Genomic DNA, 19,056 nt, shown 5'->3' with positions numbered 1-19,056 from the left:
TGCAGGCGACTGACGCCATCCTGCAGGTCGCGGTCAGTGCTTCAGATGTCATTCAAAAGGCATTGCCATCTTTTCAATACAACCGCGCCGTTAAGTGCGCGTTACCGATTTCATGAAAATCACTCACCGGTTGCGGACGCAAATCGGGCGACGGCAAGAATGCGCGCCAAATTCTGGGCAACGAATCCCTTCAACGTCCGCCGGACGGAAGGGGGGATGAACGGCAAAATGGGCCAGCTTGGAAAATAAGATATTAACGATGTTTCTGTAGAGCAGGCCAAGCGTAACGATTTAACAAGGGTTGTCACCATGTCTGCCGGTTCCGGCACACCCCCCATCTCCGCGACGGCTTCCAATAACAGTGCGTTCGAGCGTATCGCCAATGCGCGGCGCAGGGCGATGCTGCAACAGCATGACCCAGTCGCGGCGCGCAGCTCCGCACCGGTGACGCCGCAACCATCCGAGCCTGTCGCGACGGTGACCCTGGACAAGATCGGCGATTTCCTCGAGCTCGATTTTCGACGCCTGTTCGTCTGGCTGCGGGCCGGTCTCGCCCTGGCGTTCATGCTGGCGGTAATCGGCGGCATTGTCGGCGGCGCCTATGCATTGCTGAGCAAGCAGCGTTACACCGTCACGACAGAGGTACTCATCAACCCCTCCAATTTGCAGGTTGTGGAAAACGACCTCTACTCACAACCGGGCCAGATCGATAGCCAGCTGCTCAGCACACGCAGCAAGCAGCGCATCTTGACCTCGGGCAACGTGCTTTCCCGTGTGGTGGACGAACTGAATCTGACTCACGATCCAGAGTTTTTCGATCCAGACCGGAGCACGTCTACGTCTGGCGCGGTGGCGAAGCCCGACCCGAAGCTTATCGCCTTGAAGAACCTGGCGGACCGGGTAAACGCCGCTGCGGACCCAACCTCGTTTGTCACAACCCTCTCGGTATCCGCGGAAACCACTGCCAAAGCGATCCTGATCTCGCAGGCCATAGTCAAAAACTTCCAGGAAGAACTGGCCAAGGCCGAAGCTGCCGGTGCCGGCCGTGCCGCGGCTGCCCTCGACAGCCGGCTTGGCCAACTCAAGAGCGACGTCCAGGCAGCCGAAGAGAAGGTCGAGAGCTACAGGCGCAGCCACAACCTGTCCTCCAGCAATGGCCAGCTCGTCAGTTCGCAGACGATGACGCAGCTCAACGGCGAAATCGTCGATGCGCAATCGCGCGTGATCGCCGCGCAGGCAAGCTACGACGCCCTGGTTGCCTCCGGTATAAATGGGGCCAATCCCGACCCCACGGTTTCGGAAGCGCTCGCGGCGCTGCGCGACAGGTCAAACAGCCTGCGACAGCAGATCGACTCACAGTCGATGACCTTCGGTCCGCGCCACCCGACGATTGTCAGGCTGAGGACGGAGCTCGAGACCGTCAACTCGCAACTCCGAGCCGAGTTCTCCCGCACCGTCGGAACGGCAAAGTCCAGCCTGGACAAGGCCAGGGCCTCGTTGGCCTCTCTCAACGCCAGGATGAACGATCTGAAGAGCAACGTTTTCACCGACAGCGAGTCCGAAGTCGCCCTGCGTGAGCTTGAACGCGATGCGGCCTCGAAGAGAGCGGTCTATGAGAGCTTTCTCTCACGTGCGCGCCAAATCAGCGAGCGCGAGCAGATCGACACCACAAACGTACAGGTGATTTCGACCGCGGTGCCCCCGCCAGGGCGCTCATGGCCCCCGCGTACTGCCCTGGTGGCAGGCGCAGGAGCGTTCGCAGGCTTTGCCCTGGGCATGCTGCTGGCCATTGGCATGGGCATTATCCGCGACATGCGCCGGCCGCCGAACAGATCAGACCTTGCTGCCAGCCGAGCCTGAAGCAAGGCATGGCGAAGCGCATCGTTTTCCACATCGCCAGCCTGCGAGGCGGCGGCGCCGAGCGTGTCTTCGTCCTGATGGCAAATGAAATGGCGTCGCGTGGCCACGAGGTCACGCTTTTTACCTGGAACGCGCAAGGGCCTAACGCGGCGCTGCGCTCCGCCGCCGTGCATCTGGTCGACTTCGGCCTTCTCTTGCGCGGCGAGGGTTACGCCAAGTCGGCGACGCTAAAAGGCATCGTGCGAAGCGCAAATTTGTTCCGCCGCCTTGATCCTGATGCGGTCTATAGTGCCCCGGAATTCGCCAATCTGGTCATGGCGCTGTCACTCATGTTGGCCAGAAGCCGCGCAAAATTCTTTCCAAGCTTCCACGCCGCCGCCTCGCTGCCTGCGAGCGGCCTCGGCGCGAGGCTGGCGATCTGGCTTTCCGCGCTGGTTGCAGCGCGCGCGACCAAAGCCATCGCCGTTTCGGCGGGTGTCGGCCGTGACATCATCGCCCGCGGCTTCCCCGAATCCAAGGTCGTGGTCATCAGCAACCCGCTGCCGCCGGCTGAAGCACCGCAGGGGACTTCCTATGCCTGGCAGGCAAAATTGGCAGCGATGGGATATGGCCCGGTCATCGCCACCGCCGGGCGCCTGGTGCCGGTCAAGGACCACCGGACTTTGCTGCGGGCCTTCGCTGCCCTGCGCGCCGGCCGCCCTGCCCGGCTTGTCATCTTCGGCGAAGGTCCGCTGGCTGCCGAATTGCACGCCTATGCCGAAGGTACCGGCATAGGCGGGGAAGTGCTCTTTGCCGGCTACGTCAACGATCCGGCAGCCTGTTATGCCGCAGCCGATCTGTTCGTCCTTACATCCACCAGCGAAGGCTTTGGCAACGTGTTGGTCGAGGCCATGGCTGCCGGTGTCCCGGTAATCTCCACCGATGCTCCGCATGGCCCGCGCGAGATACTCGGTGACGGCCGTTTCGGCACCTTGGTGTCGGTCGGTGACGCCGCAGCCCTGGCGAAGGCGATGGCCGAGATGCTGGACCACCCCACCCCTGCTGCCGTCCTGAAAAGCCGGGCGGCGGATTTCACAGTCGACACGATTGGCGATCGGTACGAAGCCTTGCTCTAGTTGTCGCGCCCGGCCAACAGATCGCGGTGGCATCCAGCCGCAGCTGATGGCCGGCACGGAAGTCCTGGCTGATTTCGGCGCAAGCAAGTCACATCAAGCCAGAAAACCGGTTGCGCAAACGTTTCGATGGCGCTAGCTTTCGGAAAGTCACAACGGCCGCCCAGGCGGATTCAAAGATTGTGAGACTGGGAAACGCAAGATTCGAGGAGGAGCGTGCGTGCGCTTGCCCGTCACCACGTCGAGCGCGACAGCTCCGCGATGACGACGATCGTCGAGGTCGCTCGCAGGGCAGGCGTGTCGGTGTCGACCGTTTCACACGTCGTCAATCAAACCCGCTATGTCTCCCCGGCCACTGCCAGATCGGTGAGCGAGGCGATCGCTGCTCTCGGCTATATGCCCAACAGTGTCGCACGCTCGCTAAAGCTGGCCTCGACGAGCAGTGTCGGCCTGGCGATTTCGGCGATCTCAAACCCCTATTTCAGCGACATCATCTGCGCCGTCGAGACCGAGTGCGCGCGCCTTGGCCTCATGGTGTTCCTGTCGGATACGCAGGACGATCCCGACAAGGAACTGGCTGTCGTCCAGGCACTGCACCAGCGACGCGTCGACGGGATCATCCTGGCGCCCTCTGCCGCGCCGCAAGCTGCATTGCGATATCTCTCGGAACGGTCCCTGCCCTGCGTCTTGATCGACCGACTACCTGACGATCGCTTTGATCAGGTCGGTGTCGAGAATTTCGAGGCCATCCGCGCGCTGATCGACCACGTCGTGTCCTTCGGACATCGCCGCATCGGTTTTGTTGCCGGACAGCGGGGATTTGCCACCACGCTGGAGCGCATGAACGGATTTCGCGCGGCACTGGAGGCCAACGGCCTGGAGTTTGTGCCGGACTACGTCGTGACGGGAAACGCGACCACCGCCAGTGCGAGCACCGCCGCCCATGCGCTGTTGTCGCTGCTGGTGCCTCCGACTGCCCTGGTGACCGGCAACAATCTGTCGACGATAGGCGTGATGCGCGCGGTCCGTGAGCGAGGGCTCGCTGTCCCCAGGGACATATCGGTGGTCGGCTTCGACGATTTCGAATGGGCCGATTACTTCGAGCCGCGACTGACGCTGGTCGAACAGCCCTGCGAGGATTTGGGCCGGCAGGCAGCCGCGTTGCTGATTGAGCGGATTGGACTTCCAGATGGCCAACGACGCACGGTTCGCCTTGAGCCAACGCTGCGCCTGCGCGCATCCTGCGGAAGACCGGCATGACTTCGCCGCTTCTGACCATGAATGGCGTCGTTAAACGTTTCGGTGGCGTTCACGCTTTGCGCGGCGTCGATTTCGAACTGCGCGTGGGCGAGATCCATGCCCTGCTGGGCGAGAACGGCGCTGGCAAGTCGACATTGATGAACATCCTGTCCGGTGTGCACGCCCCTGACGAAGGAACGATCACGATCGATGGCGCACCGGTGCATTTTGCCAATCCGCGCGAAGCGCAGGCCGCCGGCATCGCCACGATCTTCCAGGAACTCGATCTCGTGCCTGGCCTCGATGTCGCGGCCAATCTTTTCCTCGGTCGCGAGTTGGTGAAGCCCGGCGGTTTTCTCGATGTCGCAAGGATGCGCGAAGAAGCCCGCACCCGGCTGACCGCCATCGAGTTGGACATCGATGTCGAACGGCCCGTCGGCGAACTGTCGATCGGGCATCGTCAGGTCGTGGCGATCGTCAAGGCACTGTCCTATGCATCGCGTGTCCTGATCATGGACGAGCCGACGGCGGCCCTGACGGTCAGCGAGGTGGACAGGCTCTTCACCATCATGCGCAAGCTCAGTGCCACCGGCGTGGGCATCATCTACATCTCGCATCGGCTTGAGGAGGTTCCCCAAGTTGCGGACCGGGTAACGGTGATGCGCGATGGCCGCGTGGCCGGGACGACAGCCCCGGACGCACCACAGGCCGAACTGGTCAGCCTTCTCGTCGGCCGGCCTCTGGAGGACCTTTACCCGAAACGCACACGCACCGTAGGTCGCCGGCTCCTTCATCTCAAGGACGCCCGTTTCCATCCCGCTCGAGCCAGCGCCGGCTGGCAGGTTCCCCAAAACGTTTCGCTCGACGTGCATGAGGGCGAAATTGTCGGGCTGGCGGGCGTCATGGGTGCCGGCCGTACCGAGTTGCTCAGCGCGCTCTATGGCACCGGCCTGGCAGGCCGTTGGGCCGGCACCGTCGAGGTCGACGATCGCCCGGTGCGCCTCGAGTCCATCAGAGCTGCGCGCAGGGCCGGCGTCGCCTTCGTCACCGACGACAGGCGAGGAAGCGGACTGATGCTGCGTACGACGGTCGGCCGCAACCTGGTCATGTCGGTGCTGCGACGAATCTCACCGCGCGGCTTCATGTCGATTGCACGCGAAGCAGCCGCTGTGGCGCGCTCGTTCGGCCAATTCGACATACGACCGCGCAATGCGGCCATCCCGGTCGGCGCGCTGTCGGGCGGCAACCAGCAGAAGGTGGTGCTCGCCAAGGAGATCCTCGGCAATCCGCGGCTGCTGTTGCTGGATGAACCGACGCGTGGCGTCGACGTCGGCGCCAAGGCGGAAATCTATGCCAGGCTTCGCGATCTGGCATCGCAAGGCCTCGGCATACTCGTCGCCTCGAGCGAAATGCCTGAGCTGATTGGCCTATGCGATCGCATCGTGGTTCTTCGGGAGGGCCGCAACGTGGCGGAATTCGAGCGCGGCGTCGATGAACACACGGTGCTTGCCGCCGCAACCGGAAAGGCCTCCTGATGTCCGACACCAGCACGGCGGATACCGAACTGCCGAGCGGCAAGACAGCTCAGAAGCGGCGCGATCCGCTTGCACTCATCGTCCGCTTCCAGAGCCTGATCGGCTTGGTGGTCGTCGTGATCGGCGGCATCATCTTCTCGCCGCGCCGGCACGGACAGATACTGTTCATCGCCCCGGACAACATCGCCAACATCGTACGCGCCGTGTCCGAGACCGGCATCATCGCGATCGGCATGACTTTCGTCATCATCACTGCGGGGATCGACCTCTCGGTTGGCGCTTTGCTTGGCCTGGCCAGTGTCGTCACGGCTACGATGATGATCAATGGCGGTGTTGGCCTCGTGCCGACGATTCTTGCCGTGCTTCTTGCCGGCGTGGTCTTCGGTGCCGTTCAGGGCTCGATCTCGACGCGCTTCCGCCTTGAGCCCTTCATCGTCACCCTCGCGGGCCTTCAGGCCGCGCGCGGTCTGGCCCTGGTCGTCTCGGGCAACGAGTACATCAACATCTCCTATGGCGACGGACCCGGGCTTGCCCCTCCGGTATTTGCCATTCTGGGCGAGCGCTTGTTCAACAATGTGGTGCCGGTGGCAACCATCGTCTTCATCGCTTTTGCGGCGATCGCCACAGTGGTTCTCAACACGACCCGCTTTGGCCGCTATGTCTTTGCCGTCGGCGGCAATGAGCGGGCGGCGCGCCTCTCGGGCGTTCCGGTGTCCGCCGTCAAGATCACCGTCTATGCGATCACCGGCTTCGCGGCCGCTCTCGCCGGCATCGTCCATGCAGGGCAGTTCAACTTCGGCAGTGCCAATGACGGCGCCGGTTACGAACTTACCGCCATCGCCGCGGTCGTCATCGGCGGTACCAGCCTGTTCGGTGGAGCCGGATCGATGGTCGGCACGGTCGCCGGCACGATCATGCTCGGCGCGCTCGCCAACGTCCTGCAACTCAACAACATCACACCCGCCCTGCAATTGCTCGCGACAGCCGCGATCATCATCCTGGCGGCGGTTCTTCAGTCCCTCGTCCGTCGCCGCGAAGGTCTGGTCCGTTAAGTGGGCGACATTGGAAGACCCCTGAACGCCAGCTTACCCGGCGTCGGGAGAGTGAAGCTCAGCAAACCAACAGTCGAGCCAAGGGCATCGACAGGAAGGAAACAACCATGGTTATCAGGAGCACACGCAATAGCAGACAAAGGGCCTGGCAAACGTGTCTGCTTGCCGGGACCTTTCTCGCAGCCGCCGGAGGGGCTCAAGCTGCGGAACCATTGGTCAAGGCTTGCTCCAAGACCGGCGAATTCGTAATCGGCTTTTCTCAGGCCAACAATGCCGAGCCGTATCGCCAGCACGTCAATGACGAACTCACCGCCGCCGCCAAGGCAGTGTCCCAGTTCACCTTGCAGATCGCCGATGGCGCCGGCAGCGTGAACACCCAGACCTCACAGGTCGACAATTTCATCACCCAGAAGGTCGACCTGCTGCTGATATCGCCCTTCGAAGCATCGCCGCTGACGCCGGCGGTGAAGCGGGCCATGGAGGCCGGCATCCCCGTCATCGAGCTCGACCGCAAGACGGTTGGCGATCCGGGCAAGGACTACACGGCTTTTATTGGCGGCGACAATTACAAGATCGCCTTCGAAGCCGGCAAATACACCGCCACGAAACTGCTTCCTGACGGCGGTGAAGTTGCCGTTCTGGAAGGGCTGCCCAGTTCGACCCCTGCCGTGGAACGGCTCAACGGCTTCAAGGACGGCGTCAAGGAGAACGACAAGATCAAGGTCGTCGCTGAGCAGGCGGCGGACTGGCTGCCGGACAAGGCACAGACGGCGTTCGCAGCCATGCTTCAGGCCAATCCCGATATCAAGATGGTCTACGCCAGCAACGACATGATGGCCGCCGGAGCGCGCCTTGCCGCCAAGGGCGCCGGCAAGGAAGGGCAGATCAAGATCATCGGCACCGACGGATTGCCAGGTCCTGCCGGCGGCATCCGGGCCGTTGCCGAAGGCGAATGGGCTGCAACCTTCACTTATCCGACGGGCGCCAAGGAGGCGATCGATATGGCAAAGTCGGTTCTTCTCGATTGCGCCACATCCGTCGAGCCGACGGTCACAGTTGCAACGACGGCGATCACGCCGGAAAACGCCAAGCAGATGATGGGTAACTGACAAAAGTGCCATGGCGATTGCGGTGCGGAGGTCGAATGGCACCTCCGCACCGTCGCAACGCCTCATTTCCGCCCATCGGCCGGTCTTCGGCAACGGCGAGGGTCTCCAGGGTCCAATCAGATCGACCGTCGGTGCGCTCCGAAACAGCAAGAATGGAAGCCTCGGAAGGCCGCCATTAACTGTTCGTTAACCATGCCGGGCTAGCCTTAACCAATCAGTAAGGAGTCGCCTCTGTGACCTGCGTCGCTCCCATCCAAAACAAGTCCATACGCTTTCGAGCGCGCTCGTTTGTAGCCTTCACCCTCACCCCTGAGGCCCCGCTGGGGGAATGGCTGCAAAGCCTGGATCACTGGACCGAAAACTCTCCCGGCTTCTTTGCCGGTCGCCCGGTCGTGCTCGACCTGAATATGCTCAAGCCCGAGGGGGGCGAGATCGAAGATCTGGTCTCACAGCTCGCGGAGCGCGGGATTCGCATCTACGCGATCGAGGCGGACGGCAATGTTGGTCTCGACGCTGATCTGCCGCCGCTCCTCGTTGGCGCCAAGGAGGCCACCGCTGACGCGCTTTACGTGCAGCCGGACCCGAAAGCCGCCGCTGAGGCCAACACGGAAGAGCCGCAGGCGCCGAACTCATTGATGATCAAGGCACCGATCCGCTCCGGCCAGTCGATCTTTCACCCCGATGGCGATGTGGTCATTGTCGGCTCCGTCAGTTCCGGATCCGAGATCATCGCCGGAGGATCGATCCACGTCTACGGCACGCTGCGTGGACGTGCGTTCGCCGGCGCCACCGGAAATTCCGCGGCTCGTATCTTTTGCCGGAAAAATGAAGCCGAACTTCTGGCGGTAGACGGCTGGTACCGCACCGCCGAGGAGATGGACGCCTCCTCGCGAGGAAGGCCGGTACAGGCCTTTCTCGAGGACGGCGCACTTTGCGTCGCACCGCTCAACTAACAACATTGGAGGCACAAATATGGGCAAGGTAGTGGTTGTCACATCCGGCAAAGGGGGTGTCGGCAAGACGACCTCGACGGCCGCTCTCGGCGCCGCGGTCGCGAAAACCGGCAAGCGGGTGGCCCTCGTCGACTTCGATGTCGGCCTGCGCAACCTCGATCTGATCATGGGCGCCGAGCGGCGCGTTGTTTTCGATATCGTCAACGTCATTCAGGGAACCGCCAAGCTCTCGCAGGCGCTGATCCGTGACAAGCGGCTCGACACGCTGTTCCTGCTGCCGGCCTCGCAAACGCGCGACAAGGATGCTCTCACCGAGGAAGGCGTCGCCGATGTCATCGACAAGCTGCGCTCGGTTTTCGACTATGTCTTCTGCGACAGCCCGGCCGGCATAGAGCGCGGCGCGCAGCTTGCGATGCGCTTTGCCGACGAGGCGGTTATCGTGACCAACCCGGAAGTGAGCTCGGTCCGCGACTCCGATCGCATCATCGGCCTGCTCGACTCCAGGACGATGAAAGCAGAGCAAGGTGAATCGATTGCCAAACACGTCCTCGTCACGCGCTACGACGCTGCCCGCGCTGCCCGCGGCGAGATGCTCAGCATCGATGACGTGCTCGAGATCCTGTCCACGCCTCTGCTGGGAATAATTCCCGAGAGCCAGGACGTGCTGCGCGCATCCAATGTGGGCGCGCCGGTTACGCTCAGCGAAAACACCAACCCCGCCGCACGCGCCTATATCGACGCGGCAAGAAGACTCGAGGGCGAGGACCTGCCGGTCATTCTGCCTTTCGAGCGGAGGGGCCTCCTCGACCGGCTGTTGGGAAGGAGGGCAGCATGAACCTGCTCGATATCTTCAAGCGCCGCGGCAGCGCACCCGTGGCGCGCGAGCGCTTGCAACTGCTGTTGGCTTACGAGCGTCGAAGCCGCAACCAGCCCGATCTCGTCTCCGTGTTGCGCGAGGAGATCATGGCGGTGATCGCCCGGCATGTTCAGGTCGACCAGGATTTCCTGCAGGTGAGCATGGATCACGGCGAAACGACGTCGAGATTGGAGATCGACATCCAGATCCCCAACAAAGTCGCAATGCCCATGGCCGCGGCGTTCTAGCGGAATCCGCCAGCCAGGGCTTGCGTCGGCTGCTGCCGAGGTTGCGGCGCCGTGGCTGGCGTGTTTGACCCGGTCGCCAGCGGCAAGTCGCGCAATTCGAGGACAATAACCACCACCTCGCCAAAACCCCACGGCCGTTTCCAGCCGCGGGGGCGCCTTGGGAGGGCCTTTCGAAACCCGTGGTCAAATGTTGGCGAGCAATTCGTTGACGCGGCTTTCCATGTCGGCAAGGGCGGTGTCGACGTCCTTCTGGCCACTGATTGCTGCACTCATCTCTTCGCCGATAATGTCCTGGATCGCAAACTGGCGCTGTACGGCCGACGGCAGCGGCTTGCCGAGGTCGGCGACCGCAGAGATCGTGTTGCGATGCGGCAGGGCCTTGAAGGCGTCCGAGGTGATGACGGCCTTATAGGCCGGCAGGTGACCGGTGCGCGACCACTCAAAATCGTTGTCGGCGAAGAACTTCAGGAATTTGCCGATGGCCGCGATCTGTTCAGGCGTGCGGTCTTTCTGCGACACGGCCCAGGTGTGGCCGTCGGCATATTGCGCGTGGGTGCCGCCAAACAGCTGCGGATACGGATAAACCGCATAGCCGCCCTTGTTGAGCGCCGTACCCTTGGTTTCGGACTGGGCGTTGTAATCGCCGACCACCCAGGTGCCGTTGAGGTGGACGCCACCCTCGCCGGCAAGGAAGGCATTGATCGAGCCGCCATAATCGAGGTCCTTGGTGGTGTAGCCCTTCTCGAAGATCGCCTTGTACATCTCGACGACCTTCTTGGCTTCCGGCGTATTCAACTTCACATGCTTCGGATCGGCAAAGAAATCGGAATCCTGCTGGAAAAGATAAGTGTAGAGATTGCGTGTGTAGAGCGCAGTCTCATTGGTCAGGTTCTGGACGAAATAAGGCTTGCCCGTCTTCTGCTTGAACTGTTCGGCCTGGGCGAGCAGTTCCTCGGGCGACTTTGGAAAAATCGGCGTGCCGTCGGCACTGACGAGGCCGGCTTGTTTGAAAAGATCCATGTTGACATGATAGAGCATCGTCCAGCTGTCGATCGGCAGGCCATAGATCTTGCTGTCTTTGGTGGCGCCATTGCGCGCCGCGTCGGTGAAGGCGTCGGGTGTCACGCCGACTGACTTCAAGAGATCGTCGAGCGGCATCAACAGGCCCTTCGACTGATAATCCGACAGTACGGATTCATGGATCGTGACGATGTCCGGAGCGTCGCCTGAAGCGAACTGCGCGGTCAGCTGATCGTAGCCGGGCCATTCCACGGTGGTGACGTTGACGTGGACATCGGGATTGTCGGCGTTGAACTTGTTGATCAGCGAGGTGATGATTCCGCATTCGCCAACGGCTTTGGTGGGATCGGTGTTGGTGCCGAAATCGGCATCGCAGGCGCCGAAAAAGCGCTGCACGCTCAGTTCCGTGGCCGCGAAGCTTGGATTTGCGAGCATCATTGCGCCCGCAGAGACTGCGGCAAACAGCATTTTCTTCAGTTTCATATCAGTTCCTCCTACTGAGTTTCCGCCGCTCCACCCTGGATTGGCCTTCGTGCTTCAATCGCTGCGCATTCCCCCCGGCCGTCAGGCAATCTTCGTTATCTCACCGCAGCGCCGGAGACCGCCGTGACGATGTATTTCTGGAAAAACAGGTAGACGATCAGGATCGGTGCACCGGCAAACACCGCCTGCGCCATCAGGAAGCCGATGCCTTCGGACTGGGCGAAGTTGGTCTGCGTCGAGGCCATGCCGACCGTCAGCGTGAACATGTCCTTCCTCGTTGCCGAAATCAGCGGCCAGAAATAATCGTTCCACGCGCCGAGAAAGGTAAAGATGCCGAGCGTTGCCTGCGCAGGCAGCGTGAGCGGCAGAAGCACCTTCCAGAAAATCCTGAGCCGGCTGGCGTTATCGAGCATGGCGGCTTCGTCCAACTCCTTCGGGATGGCTTTGAAATACTGGGTCATCAGGAAGACGCCGAACGGAGCCGAAAGGCCCGGCAGAATGAGCCCTTGATAGGTGTTGTGGAACTTCAGCATGCTGAAGATCTGGTGACGGGCGACGAGCACGGCCTGCTCCGGGACCGCCAGGCCGAACAGCACGATCACGAACAGCACGTCTCGGCCGGGGAAATTCAGCCGTGCAAAGCCGTAGCCGGCGAGCGACGACAGGATCAAGGTGCCGAGCGTCAATCCGCCCGAGACGATGATGCTGTTGCGCACCCAGATGAACACCGACGAGGTGCCGACCGTGTTGATGTAGTTCTTCAGCGTATAGGGCGCGTGAAACACCGAATTCGGATCTGCCATCAGCTCCGCATTGTCCTTGAGTGACAGGCCGATGACCCACAGAACCGGCGCGATCATGACGATCGAAAGCAGGAGGACCAAGGCCAATAACAAATGGTCGCCAAATGCCCGTCCCTTGATGGAAGCGGCTGGAGCGCTCATGCCTGGTCTCCCCTGCTGCGTGTCACCAGGTACTGGGCCATGGCCGCGATCAGGATGAGGATGAACAGGATTTCCGATGCAGCGGCGCCCAGGCCGAGATCCCAGCGGCGGAATGCGGTGTCGTAGATGTAGAGCACGATCGGCTTGGTCAGGTTGTTCGGACCGCCCCGCGTCATCAGCCAAGCCTGGCCGAACAGCTGGAATTGCAGCACGATCTGGATAATGATCACCAGGATGAAGGTCCGCTTGATCGACGGCAGCGTGATCGAGCGTAGCGTCTGCCAGCGATTGGCATTGTCCAGCGCCGCCGCCTCGTAGATATCCTGCGGAATCTGCTGGAGCGCCGAGAGAAAGAGCATCATCGGCAGGCCGATGCACCACCAGATGGTGGCAATGGCGATGCCGACCATCGCCAGGTTGGGATCGGAAATGAAAGCCGGCGCGGTCGCGCCGAACCATCCGTAGATCGTCGACAACAGGCCGACATTCGGAATGAAGACGATGCGCCAGATCAGCGTGACGATGGTAACCGACAGCACCGACGAGGAAAAGAACAGCGTCCGCAAAACCGCAGCAGTGCGCGTCCGGCGATTGAGGCAAAGCGCCAGGAAAAGACCGATCAGCGCCAGCGTCGGCACCGTCAGCAGCACGAAGTAGAAGGTGTTCCAGATCGATTGCAGGAAGACCTTGTCGTGATACAGCCTGACGTAATTGCCGAAACCGACAAAATTTCCGGACGAGAACGTGTCGGCCTTGTGGAAACTCAGCCACATCCCCCAGAGCAGCGGGAAGAGCAGCAGCGTCGTGAAGAAGAACAAGAATGGCGCAACGAAAATGAAGTTTCGCCATTGCGGCGCATAGATGTCGGCGGTCGGCGTTCTGGCGCCGACAGCAAGCGTCGCGGTCGGGGACATCGCCAGCCGGTCAACCATCCCAGGCCTCCCTCGCATGCCAGGCGCGGCCGGTCTCATTGAACAGATGCGATTTCTGGCCGTCGAAGGCGAGCCCGATCCTGTCGCCGACGGCGACGCGACTGTTGCCGGCATCGGAACCGACTATCTGCTGGCCATCGCCCAGCCGCGCGTAGATCAGGGTGCGTTCGCCGAGCCGCTCGAGCACATCGACCACGCCATCGGCATTGCCCTGTCCGGCGGCAACGATACGGACGTCTTCCGAACGGATGCCGAAAGTGTACTTGCCATCGGTCAATTGGCTGGAGGCGATCTCGGTCTGCACCGAGATGCCGTCCGCAAACCTGGCCGTGGCGTTCTCGCCGGATTTGTTGAGCGTCGCATCAACGAAGTTCATCGCCGGCGCACCGACGAACCCTGCGACGAATTTGGTCGCCGGACGCTCGTAGATCTCCATCGGAGTGCCGATCTGATCGATCTTGCGATTGTTCATGACGACGATGCGGTCGGCGAGCGTCATTGCCTCGACTTGGTCGTGGGTGACGAAGATCATCGTCGACTGCAGGCGCTGATGAAGCTGGGCAAGTTCGATGCGGGTGCGGGTGCGCAACGCCGCATCGAGATTGGAGAGCGGCTCGTCGAACAGGAACGCCTTCGGCTCCTTGACGATCGCACGGCCGATGGCGACGCGCTGGCGCTGACCGCCGGAGAGCTGGCCCGGCTTGCGATCGAGCAAATGCGGCATTTCGAGGATGCGGGCGGCTTCGTTGATGCGCGCCTCGATGACCTTGCCTGGAACGCCGATATTCGCAAGCCCGAAGGCCATGTTGTCGCGCACCGTCATATGCGGATAAAGCGCATAGGACTGGAACACCATGGCAATGCCGCGCTTGCCCGGCGGCAGATGATCAATGCGCTCATTGTTGATGGCAATCTCGCCGCTATCGACAGCTTCGAGACCGGCAATCATTCGAAGAAGCGTCGATTTTCCGCAACCGGACGGCCCCAGGAACACGATGAATTCGCGTGCCCTTATGGAGAGCGACAGATGATCCAGCACCGTCATGGCACCGAACTGCTTGCTCACGTTTCTGATCTCGATATCGGCCGTCACGTCGACGCTCCTCCTCAGCGCTTGCGCTTGTCTCGATGATCCGCCTGAACTCAGAGCCTCAGGCGAATGACCTGGTAGGAATAGGCCGGCAGCGACAGGCTCAGCTTGCCGCCGGCGAGTGAGGCGCCCTCACCCTTCCTTGGGCCGACATTGCCTGGGTTCTCGGCCGAATTGACAGCTTTCAGATCGGCGTGCGCCACGACCCGGTGATCGACGATTTCCGCTGCGCCGAAGCCGGTGAGGTCGACCACTGTTTCGATTGCCTCGCTCGAATGGCGGTTGACGGCGAAGAAGGTGACGTGGCCGGTCTTCGTGTCGTGCACGCCGGCAATGTCGACGTAGGCGACGTCGCCCGCAACGGTGGATTTATAGGTCGGGCTTTCCACCTTGAGATCCAGCGCATTGCCGCGGCCGTAGTTAGAAGCAAACAGATAGGGATAAAAAATCGTCTGCCGCCATGCCGGGCCATTCGGAACGGTCATGATCGGCGCGATGACGTTGACCAGTTGTGCCAGGCAGGCGATCTTGACGACATCGGAACGGCGGATGAAGGTGTTGAGGATCAGGCCGACCTGCAGCACATCCTCGAAATTATAGATGTCTTCGAGCAACGGCGGGGCGAATGGCCAGCCGTCGCTGCCGCCGAGGATTTTCTTGTCCTGCTCCTTGGAATGGTACCAGACGTTCCATTCGTCGAACGAGATGTAGACCTGCTTGTTGGAGCGCTTCTTGGCCTTGATATAGTCGATGACGCCGGCGACCGAGACAATGTAGTCGTCGAGCTTTTCGCTCATGGCGAGATAGTTCGAAGCGTCGTTGGCTTCGTTGTCGAAATACATGTGCAGCGAGATGTAGTCGACCTCGTTGTAGGTATGGTCGAGAACCGTCGCTTCCCATTCAGGGTAGGTCGGCATCTTGGCATTCGAAGAGCCGCAGACCACCAACTCGAGCGACTTGGAGAAGGCGCGCATTGCCTTGGCCGTCTCATGCGCTAAGCGGCCATACTCGTCCGCGGTCTTGTGGCCGATCTGCCAGGGGCCGTCCATTTCATTGCCGAGGCACCAGAGCTTGACGTCGAAGGGCTCCTTGCGGCCATTGGCGATGCGCTTGTCGCTCCATTTACTGCCGCCGGGATGGTTGGCGTACTCCAGAAGGTTGCGGGCTTCGTCAAGGCCGCGCGAGCCGAGATTGACGGCAAGCATCATCTCGGTGTTGGCGGAGGTGCACCAATCGGCAAATTCGTGCAGGCCGACTTCGTTGCTTTCCGACGTATGCCAGGCGAGGTCGAGCCGCACCGGGCGCTCTTCCTTGGGGCCGATGCCGTCTTCCCAATTGTAGGCGGAGACGAAATTGCCGCCGGGATAGCGGACGATCGGAACATTAAGTTCTCTGACGAGATCGATGACGTCCTGACGCATGCCATTGGCATCCGCCGTCGGATGGCCTGGCTCGTAGATGCCGGTATAAACTGCCCGCCCGAGATGCTCGATGAAGGATCCGTAGAGCCTCGGATCGATTTCCGAGACAACATAATGCGGATGTGCCGTAACGGCTGCCTTCATGCATTCCTCCCATCGATATCACAAACGATGATTTAAATCATCTTGCCCGATATCAAAGAGGAATTGGCAGCCCTTCGTCAAGCCAAAATAGCCAAAAGTAGGACAATTAGACGAAGGTTTTGGCTCAGCAGAAAGCCAGTTCATTGAAATTGCTGCGTTATCTTCAGAACCCGGTTTCATGATATCAACCAGTTTTGATCCGGAGCAGGATGTCCTGATCGTAATTTCCAAAGCCCTTGCCGAAAATGTTGATCCCGCCAGGGCGCTTGGCGTCGTCCTTGACGCCGATACGGACGCGGATTGAATGATGGCTCTTCAGATCGAGTGCGGCGAGGCCGGTTTCGGAAATCCTGAGGCCGTCGACATAGGTGCCGTCATTGGCAATTCGCCAGTTCTTGAGCTTGCCGTATTGCGAACCCTTGAGTTTCCACCAGGACGGCGTGAAGACGCCGCGCTTGTCGCCGAAATCCCCCGGCGACGTCCAGGTGCCGACATCGACGCCATTGATCGTCAGCGTGATGTCCGAGGGCCAATCGGCGCTGGTGCCCGGCACTTCCGAAGACAGCTCTATCGCCACTTCGAGCTCGGTGATCTCGGCATTGGCGAGCTTGGCATTATTGGGAAACTGGTATTCGACAAAACCGCGGGTGAACCACAACAGCCCGGCTTTCATACGATCCGGATCGAGGAAAGTGTTCGGTACATCGAGCAAGCCGATGATGCCGTCCGGCGAACAAAGGCCGCAGGGCGCGGTAACCTCGAAGCCGGTGTAAAGCCCGATCGGCATCGACACTTCGATCGCGTCGTTCTTGACCGCACGATATTCGCTCTTGAACACGACGAGCACTTCTTCGGCCGTCGGATAACAGATTTTCTGGCTGCCTTTCTTCGCTTTCAGGTTCTCGGTGCGGATCAGCCCCGCATCCTCCAGCACCTGGATGTTGGTCGAGACGGTCGACTGCGGCAGCGACAGCACGGCGGCGATTTCGTTGACATTCATCGGCCCCTTCTCATGCAGCAGTTTCAGCATCGAGATACGCGCCGAGGAGGCAAGCCCCTTGAGCACGGCAATGCCTTCCTCAGGTTCAATCACCAGAAAATTGCGACTCATGAAATGCCCGGGCCCATGCCAAATCTATATCCGAAATTATCCTGTATATCGGGATATCTGATTTAATCAATGCGCAGGCGAACCCGAGCAATTTGTTAAATCCAGCAGGGCGACGGTCGCGCGGTGGCCCTGCACAGAATTTGTGCAGGAGCCATATGCAGAGTGGACACCTGAACGCCGATCGCCCAATCTAGTCCGGAGCCGAGCCCGGTGATGGCGGCTTGGACATGAAGTGGTTGGACGGGTCGTGACCAAAGGGTGGAAATTATATGATCAGCGACTGGCCTGGGTCCTCGTCGCGCCCGTGCTTTTGCTGCTTACCCTGCTTCTGCTGCTGCCGATCGCGATGATGACTGTCTACACGTTTTTCACCTTCGTTACCGCTGGGGTGGAGTCGGCGGTGCTGACCTTCGACAACTGGAAGGAATTCCTCACCGACAGCTACTATCACGGCTTTCTTTGGAAGACCGTTCGCGTCGGCGCCATCACCGCTGTGATCTGCGCGATCCTTGGCTATTTCCCCGCCTATTTCATCTGGGCCACGACTTTCAAGCACAAATGGCTGCTGCTGTTGCTGCTCATCGTGCCGTTCTGGATCAGCTTCACCATCCGGACATTCTCGTGGATCCACATTCTCGGCGAACAGGGGCTGATCAACGTCGTGCTCATCCGGCTGGGGGTCATCAACGAGCCGTTGCCGATGCTCTACACCGAGGGCGCCGTCATCATGGGGCTGCTGCATTTTCTGCTGCCCTACATGATCCTGAACGTCTATGTCAGCCTGGAGGGCATCGACCGCACCTTGATCGCCGCCGCCCGCTCGATGGGCTGCACCAGCGCACAGGCGTTCCGCGAAGTGACCCTGCCGCTGTCGATTCCGGGGCTGGGCGCCGGACTGTTGCTCTGCTTCGTGCTGGCGGCCGGCTCCTATGTGACGCCGCAATTGCTCGGGGGAAGCCGCGACGCGCTGTTCGGCAACCTGATCTACGACACCATCATGGGGCAGCTCAACTGGCCGATGGGCGCCACGCTTTCCATTGTCCTGTTCGTTCTGCTCGGTGCGGCCGCGGCCGCCTACAGCCGCTATATGGGCCTGTCGCAGATCATGAAGGGTCTCAGTGCATGAGAGCGGAGCATCCCGATCGCGAAGGCAGATGGGCGTGGCGGCTAACCGGCGCGATCACGGTGTGCGTCTATGTCTTCATGTTCGCGCCGATCCTCGCCACGGTCGTGCTTTCCTTCAACGCCTCGATGTTTGGCGGCTTTCCCCTCACCGGCTTCAGCCTGCGCTGGTACGAGAAGCTGCTCACCAACGGGCCGGTCCTCGATGCCTTCCGGACATCGATGTGGATTGCCCTGGTGACGGCAACGGTGACGACGCTGCTCGGCATCATGGCGGCATTGGCGCTGGTGCGCTTCGAGTTCCGTGGCAAGCAGGCGATCAACACGCTTGTCATTCTTCCCGCGCTGGTCCCCGAGACGATACTGGGCGTCGGCCTGCTGGTCATGATCAAAGCCGTCGACCAACCGCGCAGCATGACGCTTCTGGTGCTCGGCCACATTCTGCTCACGCTCCCCTACGTGGTGCTGATCGTTCAGGCGCGCATGGTCGGCATTAAACGTTCCTATGAGGAGGCGGCACTGTCGCTCGGGGCGCCGCGTGTGTCGACATTCCGCGAGATCACGCTGCCGCTGCTCATTCCCGCAGTGCTTGCCAGCGTGCTGCTCGCCTTCACCATCTCGTTCGACAACACCTCGGCCAGCCTGTTCTGGCGACCGGCGGGCGTCGAGACCATGCCGACGCAAATCCTCTCGATGCTGAAGATCTCGATCAGCCCCGAGGTGAACGCGCTGGGCACTGTCATGATCCTTTTGACGGTCGGCATTCCCTTGGCTGGTGGGCTCATCCTGCAAAGCCTCACCTGGTTCAAGGCAGGCAAGTGAAAA

At 61.1% G+C, this 19,056-nt stretch carries 18 protein-coding genes; 11 read left to right on the top strand and 7 right to left on the bottom strand.

Annotated features, from left to right (window positions below):
- Nucleotides 1-309 precede the first annotated feature (309 nt).
- The 9 genes from NKH91_RS23090 to minE all read left to right on the top strand — a co-directional run bounded on the left by NKH91_RS23090 (nt 310) and on the right by minE (nt 9,964).
- Entirely contained in the window at nt 310-1,860 is a 1,551-nt protein-coding gene (locus tag NKH91_RS23090) for a GumC family protein (RefSeq protein ID WP_352844711.1), read from the top strand.
- A gap of 8 nt (nt 1,861-1,868) precedes the next feature.
- Nucleotides 1,869-2,975: a glycosyltransferase gene (locus NKH91_RS23085; protein WP_352844713.1), complete on the top strand. Its 1,107-nt coding sequence runs from the start codon at nt 1,869-1,871 to the stop codon at nt 2,973-2,975.
- A 258-nt stretch (nt 2,976-3,233) separates the two neighbouring features.
- The gene (locus tag NKH91_RS23080) at nt 3,234-4,232 is read left to right on the top strand and encodes a LacI family DNA-binding transcriptional regulator (RefSeq protein ID WP_352484067.1); all 999 of its coding nucleotides are present in this window, start codon (nt 3,234-3,236) and stop codon (nt 4,230-4,232) included.
- A complete protein-coding gene (locus NKH91_RS23075) occupies nt 4,229-5,746 on the top strand; it encodes a sugar ABC transporter ATP-binding protein (RefSeq protein WP_352484055.1) in 1,518 nt (505 codons plus the stop codon). Before NKH91_RS23080 ends, NKH91_RS23075 begins: the two co-directional genes overlap by 4 nt.
- The gene (locus NKH91_RS23070) at nt 5,746-6,798 is read left to right on the top strand and encodes an ABC transporter permease (RefSeq protein ID WP_352484056.1); all 1,053 of its coding nucleotides are present in this window, start codon (nt 5,746-5,748) and stop codon (nt 6,796-6,798) included. Before NKH91_RS23075 ends, NKH91_RS23070 begins: the two co-directional genes overlap by 1 nt.
- Before the next feature lie 107 nt (nt 6,799-6,905).
- Nucleotides 6,906-7,907, top strand: a complete 1,002-nt coding sequence (locus NKH91_RS23065; protein WP_031194494.1) for a substrate-binding domain-containing protein — start codon at nt 6,906-6,908, stop codon at nt 7,905-7,907.
- A 233-nt stretch (nt 7,908-8,140) separates the two neighbouring features.
- Entirely contained in the window at nt 8,141-8,860 is a 720-nt protein-coding gene (minC, locus tag NKH91_RS23060) for a septum site-determining protein MinC (protein WP_352844715.1), read from the top strand.
- Between the two features lie 19 nt (nt 8,861-8,879).
- The gene (minD, locus tag NKH91_RS23055; RefSeq protein ID WP_352472499.1) at nt 8,880-9,695 is read left to right on the top strand and encodes a septum site-determining protein MinD; all 816 of its coding nucleotides are present in this window, start codon (nt 8,880-8,882) and stop codon (nt 9,693-9,695) included.
- A complete protein-coding gene (minE, locus tag NKH91_RS23050; protein ID WP_023677151.1) occupies nt 9,692-9,964 on the top strand; it encodes a cell division topological specificity factor MinE in 273 nt (90 codons plus the stop codon). Before minD ends, minE begins: the two co-directional genes overlap by 4 nt.
- Nucleotides 9,965-10,147: 183 nt before the next feature.
- Here minE and NKH91_RS23045 read toward each other — a convergent pair whose 3' ends face one another.
- The 7 genes from NKH91_RS23045 to NKH91_RS23015 form a co-directional block, all read right to left on the bottom strand.
- A complete protein-coding gene (locus NKH91_RS23045) occupies nt 10,148-11,467 on the bottom strand; it encodes an ABC transporter substrate-binding protein (RefSeq protein WP_023720710.1) in 1,320 nt (439 codons plus the stop codon).
- A 95-nt stretch (nt 11,468-11,562) separates the two neighbouring features.
- A complete protein-coding gene (locus NKH91_RS23040) occupies nt 11,563-12,411 on the bottom strand; it encodes a carbohydrate ABC transporter permease (RefSeq protein WP_352484059.1) in 849 nt (282 codons plus the stop codon).
- On the bottom strand, nt 12,408-13,325 hold the full coding sequence (locus NKH91_RS23035; protein WP_051409714.1) for a carbohydrate ABC transporter permease: 918 nt from the start codon (nt 13,323-13,325) through the stop codon (nt 12,408-12,410). Before NKH91_RS23035 ends, NKH91_RS23040 begins: the two co-directional genes overlap by 4 nt.
- Nucleotides 13,326-13,335: 10 nt before the next feature.
- Nucleotides 13,336-14,436 (bottom strand): ABC transporter ATP-binding protein, encoded by a 1,101-nt coding sequence (locus NKH91_RS23030; protein ID WP_352844717.1) that lies wholly within the window; start codon nt 14,434-14,436, stop codon nt 13,336-13,338.
- A 50-nt stretch (nt 14,437-14,486) separates the two neighbouring features.
- Entirely contained in the window at nt 14,487-15,998 is a 1,512-nt protein-coding gene (gene arfA, locus NKH91_RS23025) for an arabinosylfuranosidase ArfA (protein WP_023720714.1), read from the bottom strand.
- A gap of 18 nt (nt 15,999-16,016) precedes the next feature.
- Entirely contained in the window at nt 16,017-16,178 is a 162-nt protein-coding gene (locus NKH91_RS23020; RefSeq protein ID WP_352844719.1) for a hypothetical protein, read from the bottom strand.
- 4 nt (nt 16,179-16,182) lie between these two features.
- A complete protein-coding gene (locus NKH91_RS23015) occupies nt 16,183-17,109 on the bottom strand; it encodes an ArsR/SmtB family transcription factor (protein WP_352494491.1) in 927 nt (308 codons plus the stop codon).
- Between the two features lie 232 nt (nt 17,110-17,341).
- On the opposite strand from NKH91_RS23015, the gene NKH91_RS23010 reads away from it, so the two are divergent.
- Complete coding sequence (locus tag NKH91_RS23010; RefSeq protein ID WP_502899022.1) at nt 17,342-18,235, top strand: ABC transporter permease; 894 nt, start codon at nt 17,342-17,344, stop codon at nt 18,233-18,235.
- Nucleotides 18,232-19,053 (top strand): ABC transporter permease, encoded by an 822-nt coding sequence (locus tag NKH91_RS23005; protein ID WP_023718529.1) that lies wholly within the window; start codon nt 18,232-18,234, stop codon nt 19,051-19,053. The genes NKH91_RS23010 and NKH91_RS23005 overlap by 4 nt, the downstream gene beginning before the upstream one ends.
- The last annotated feature ends 3 nt before the right edge of the window (nt 19,054-19,056 follow it).

This window comes from Mesorhizobium sp. M0894, from assembly GCF_040319725.1.
Lineage (GTDB): Bacteria > Pseudomonadota > Alphaproteobacteria > Rhizobiales > Rhizobiaceae > Mesorhizobium.
This window is presented reverse-complemented; position numbering and strand designations above follow the sequence as displayed.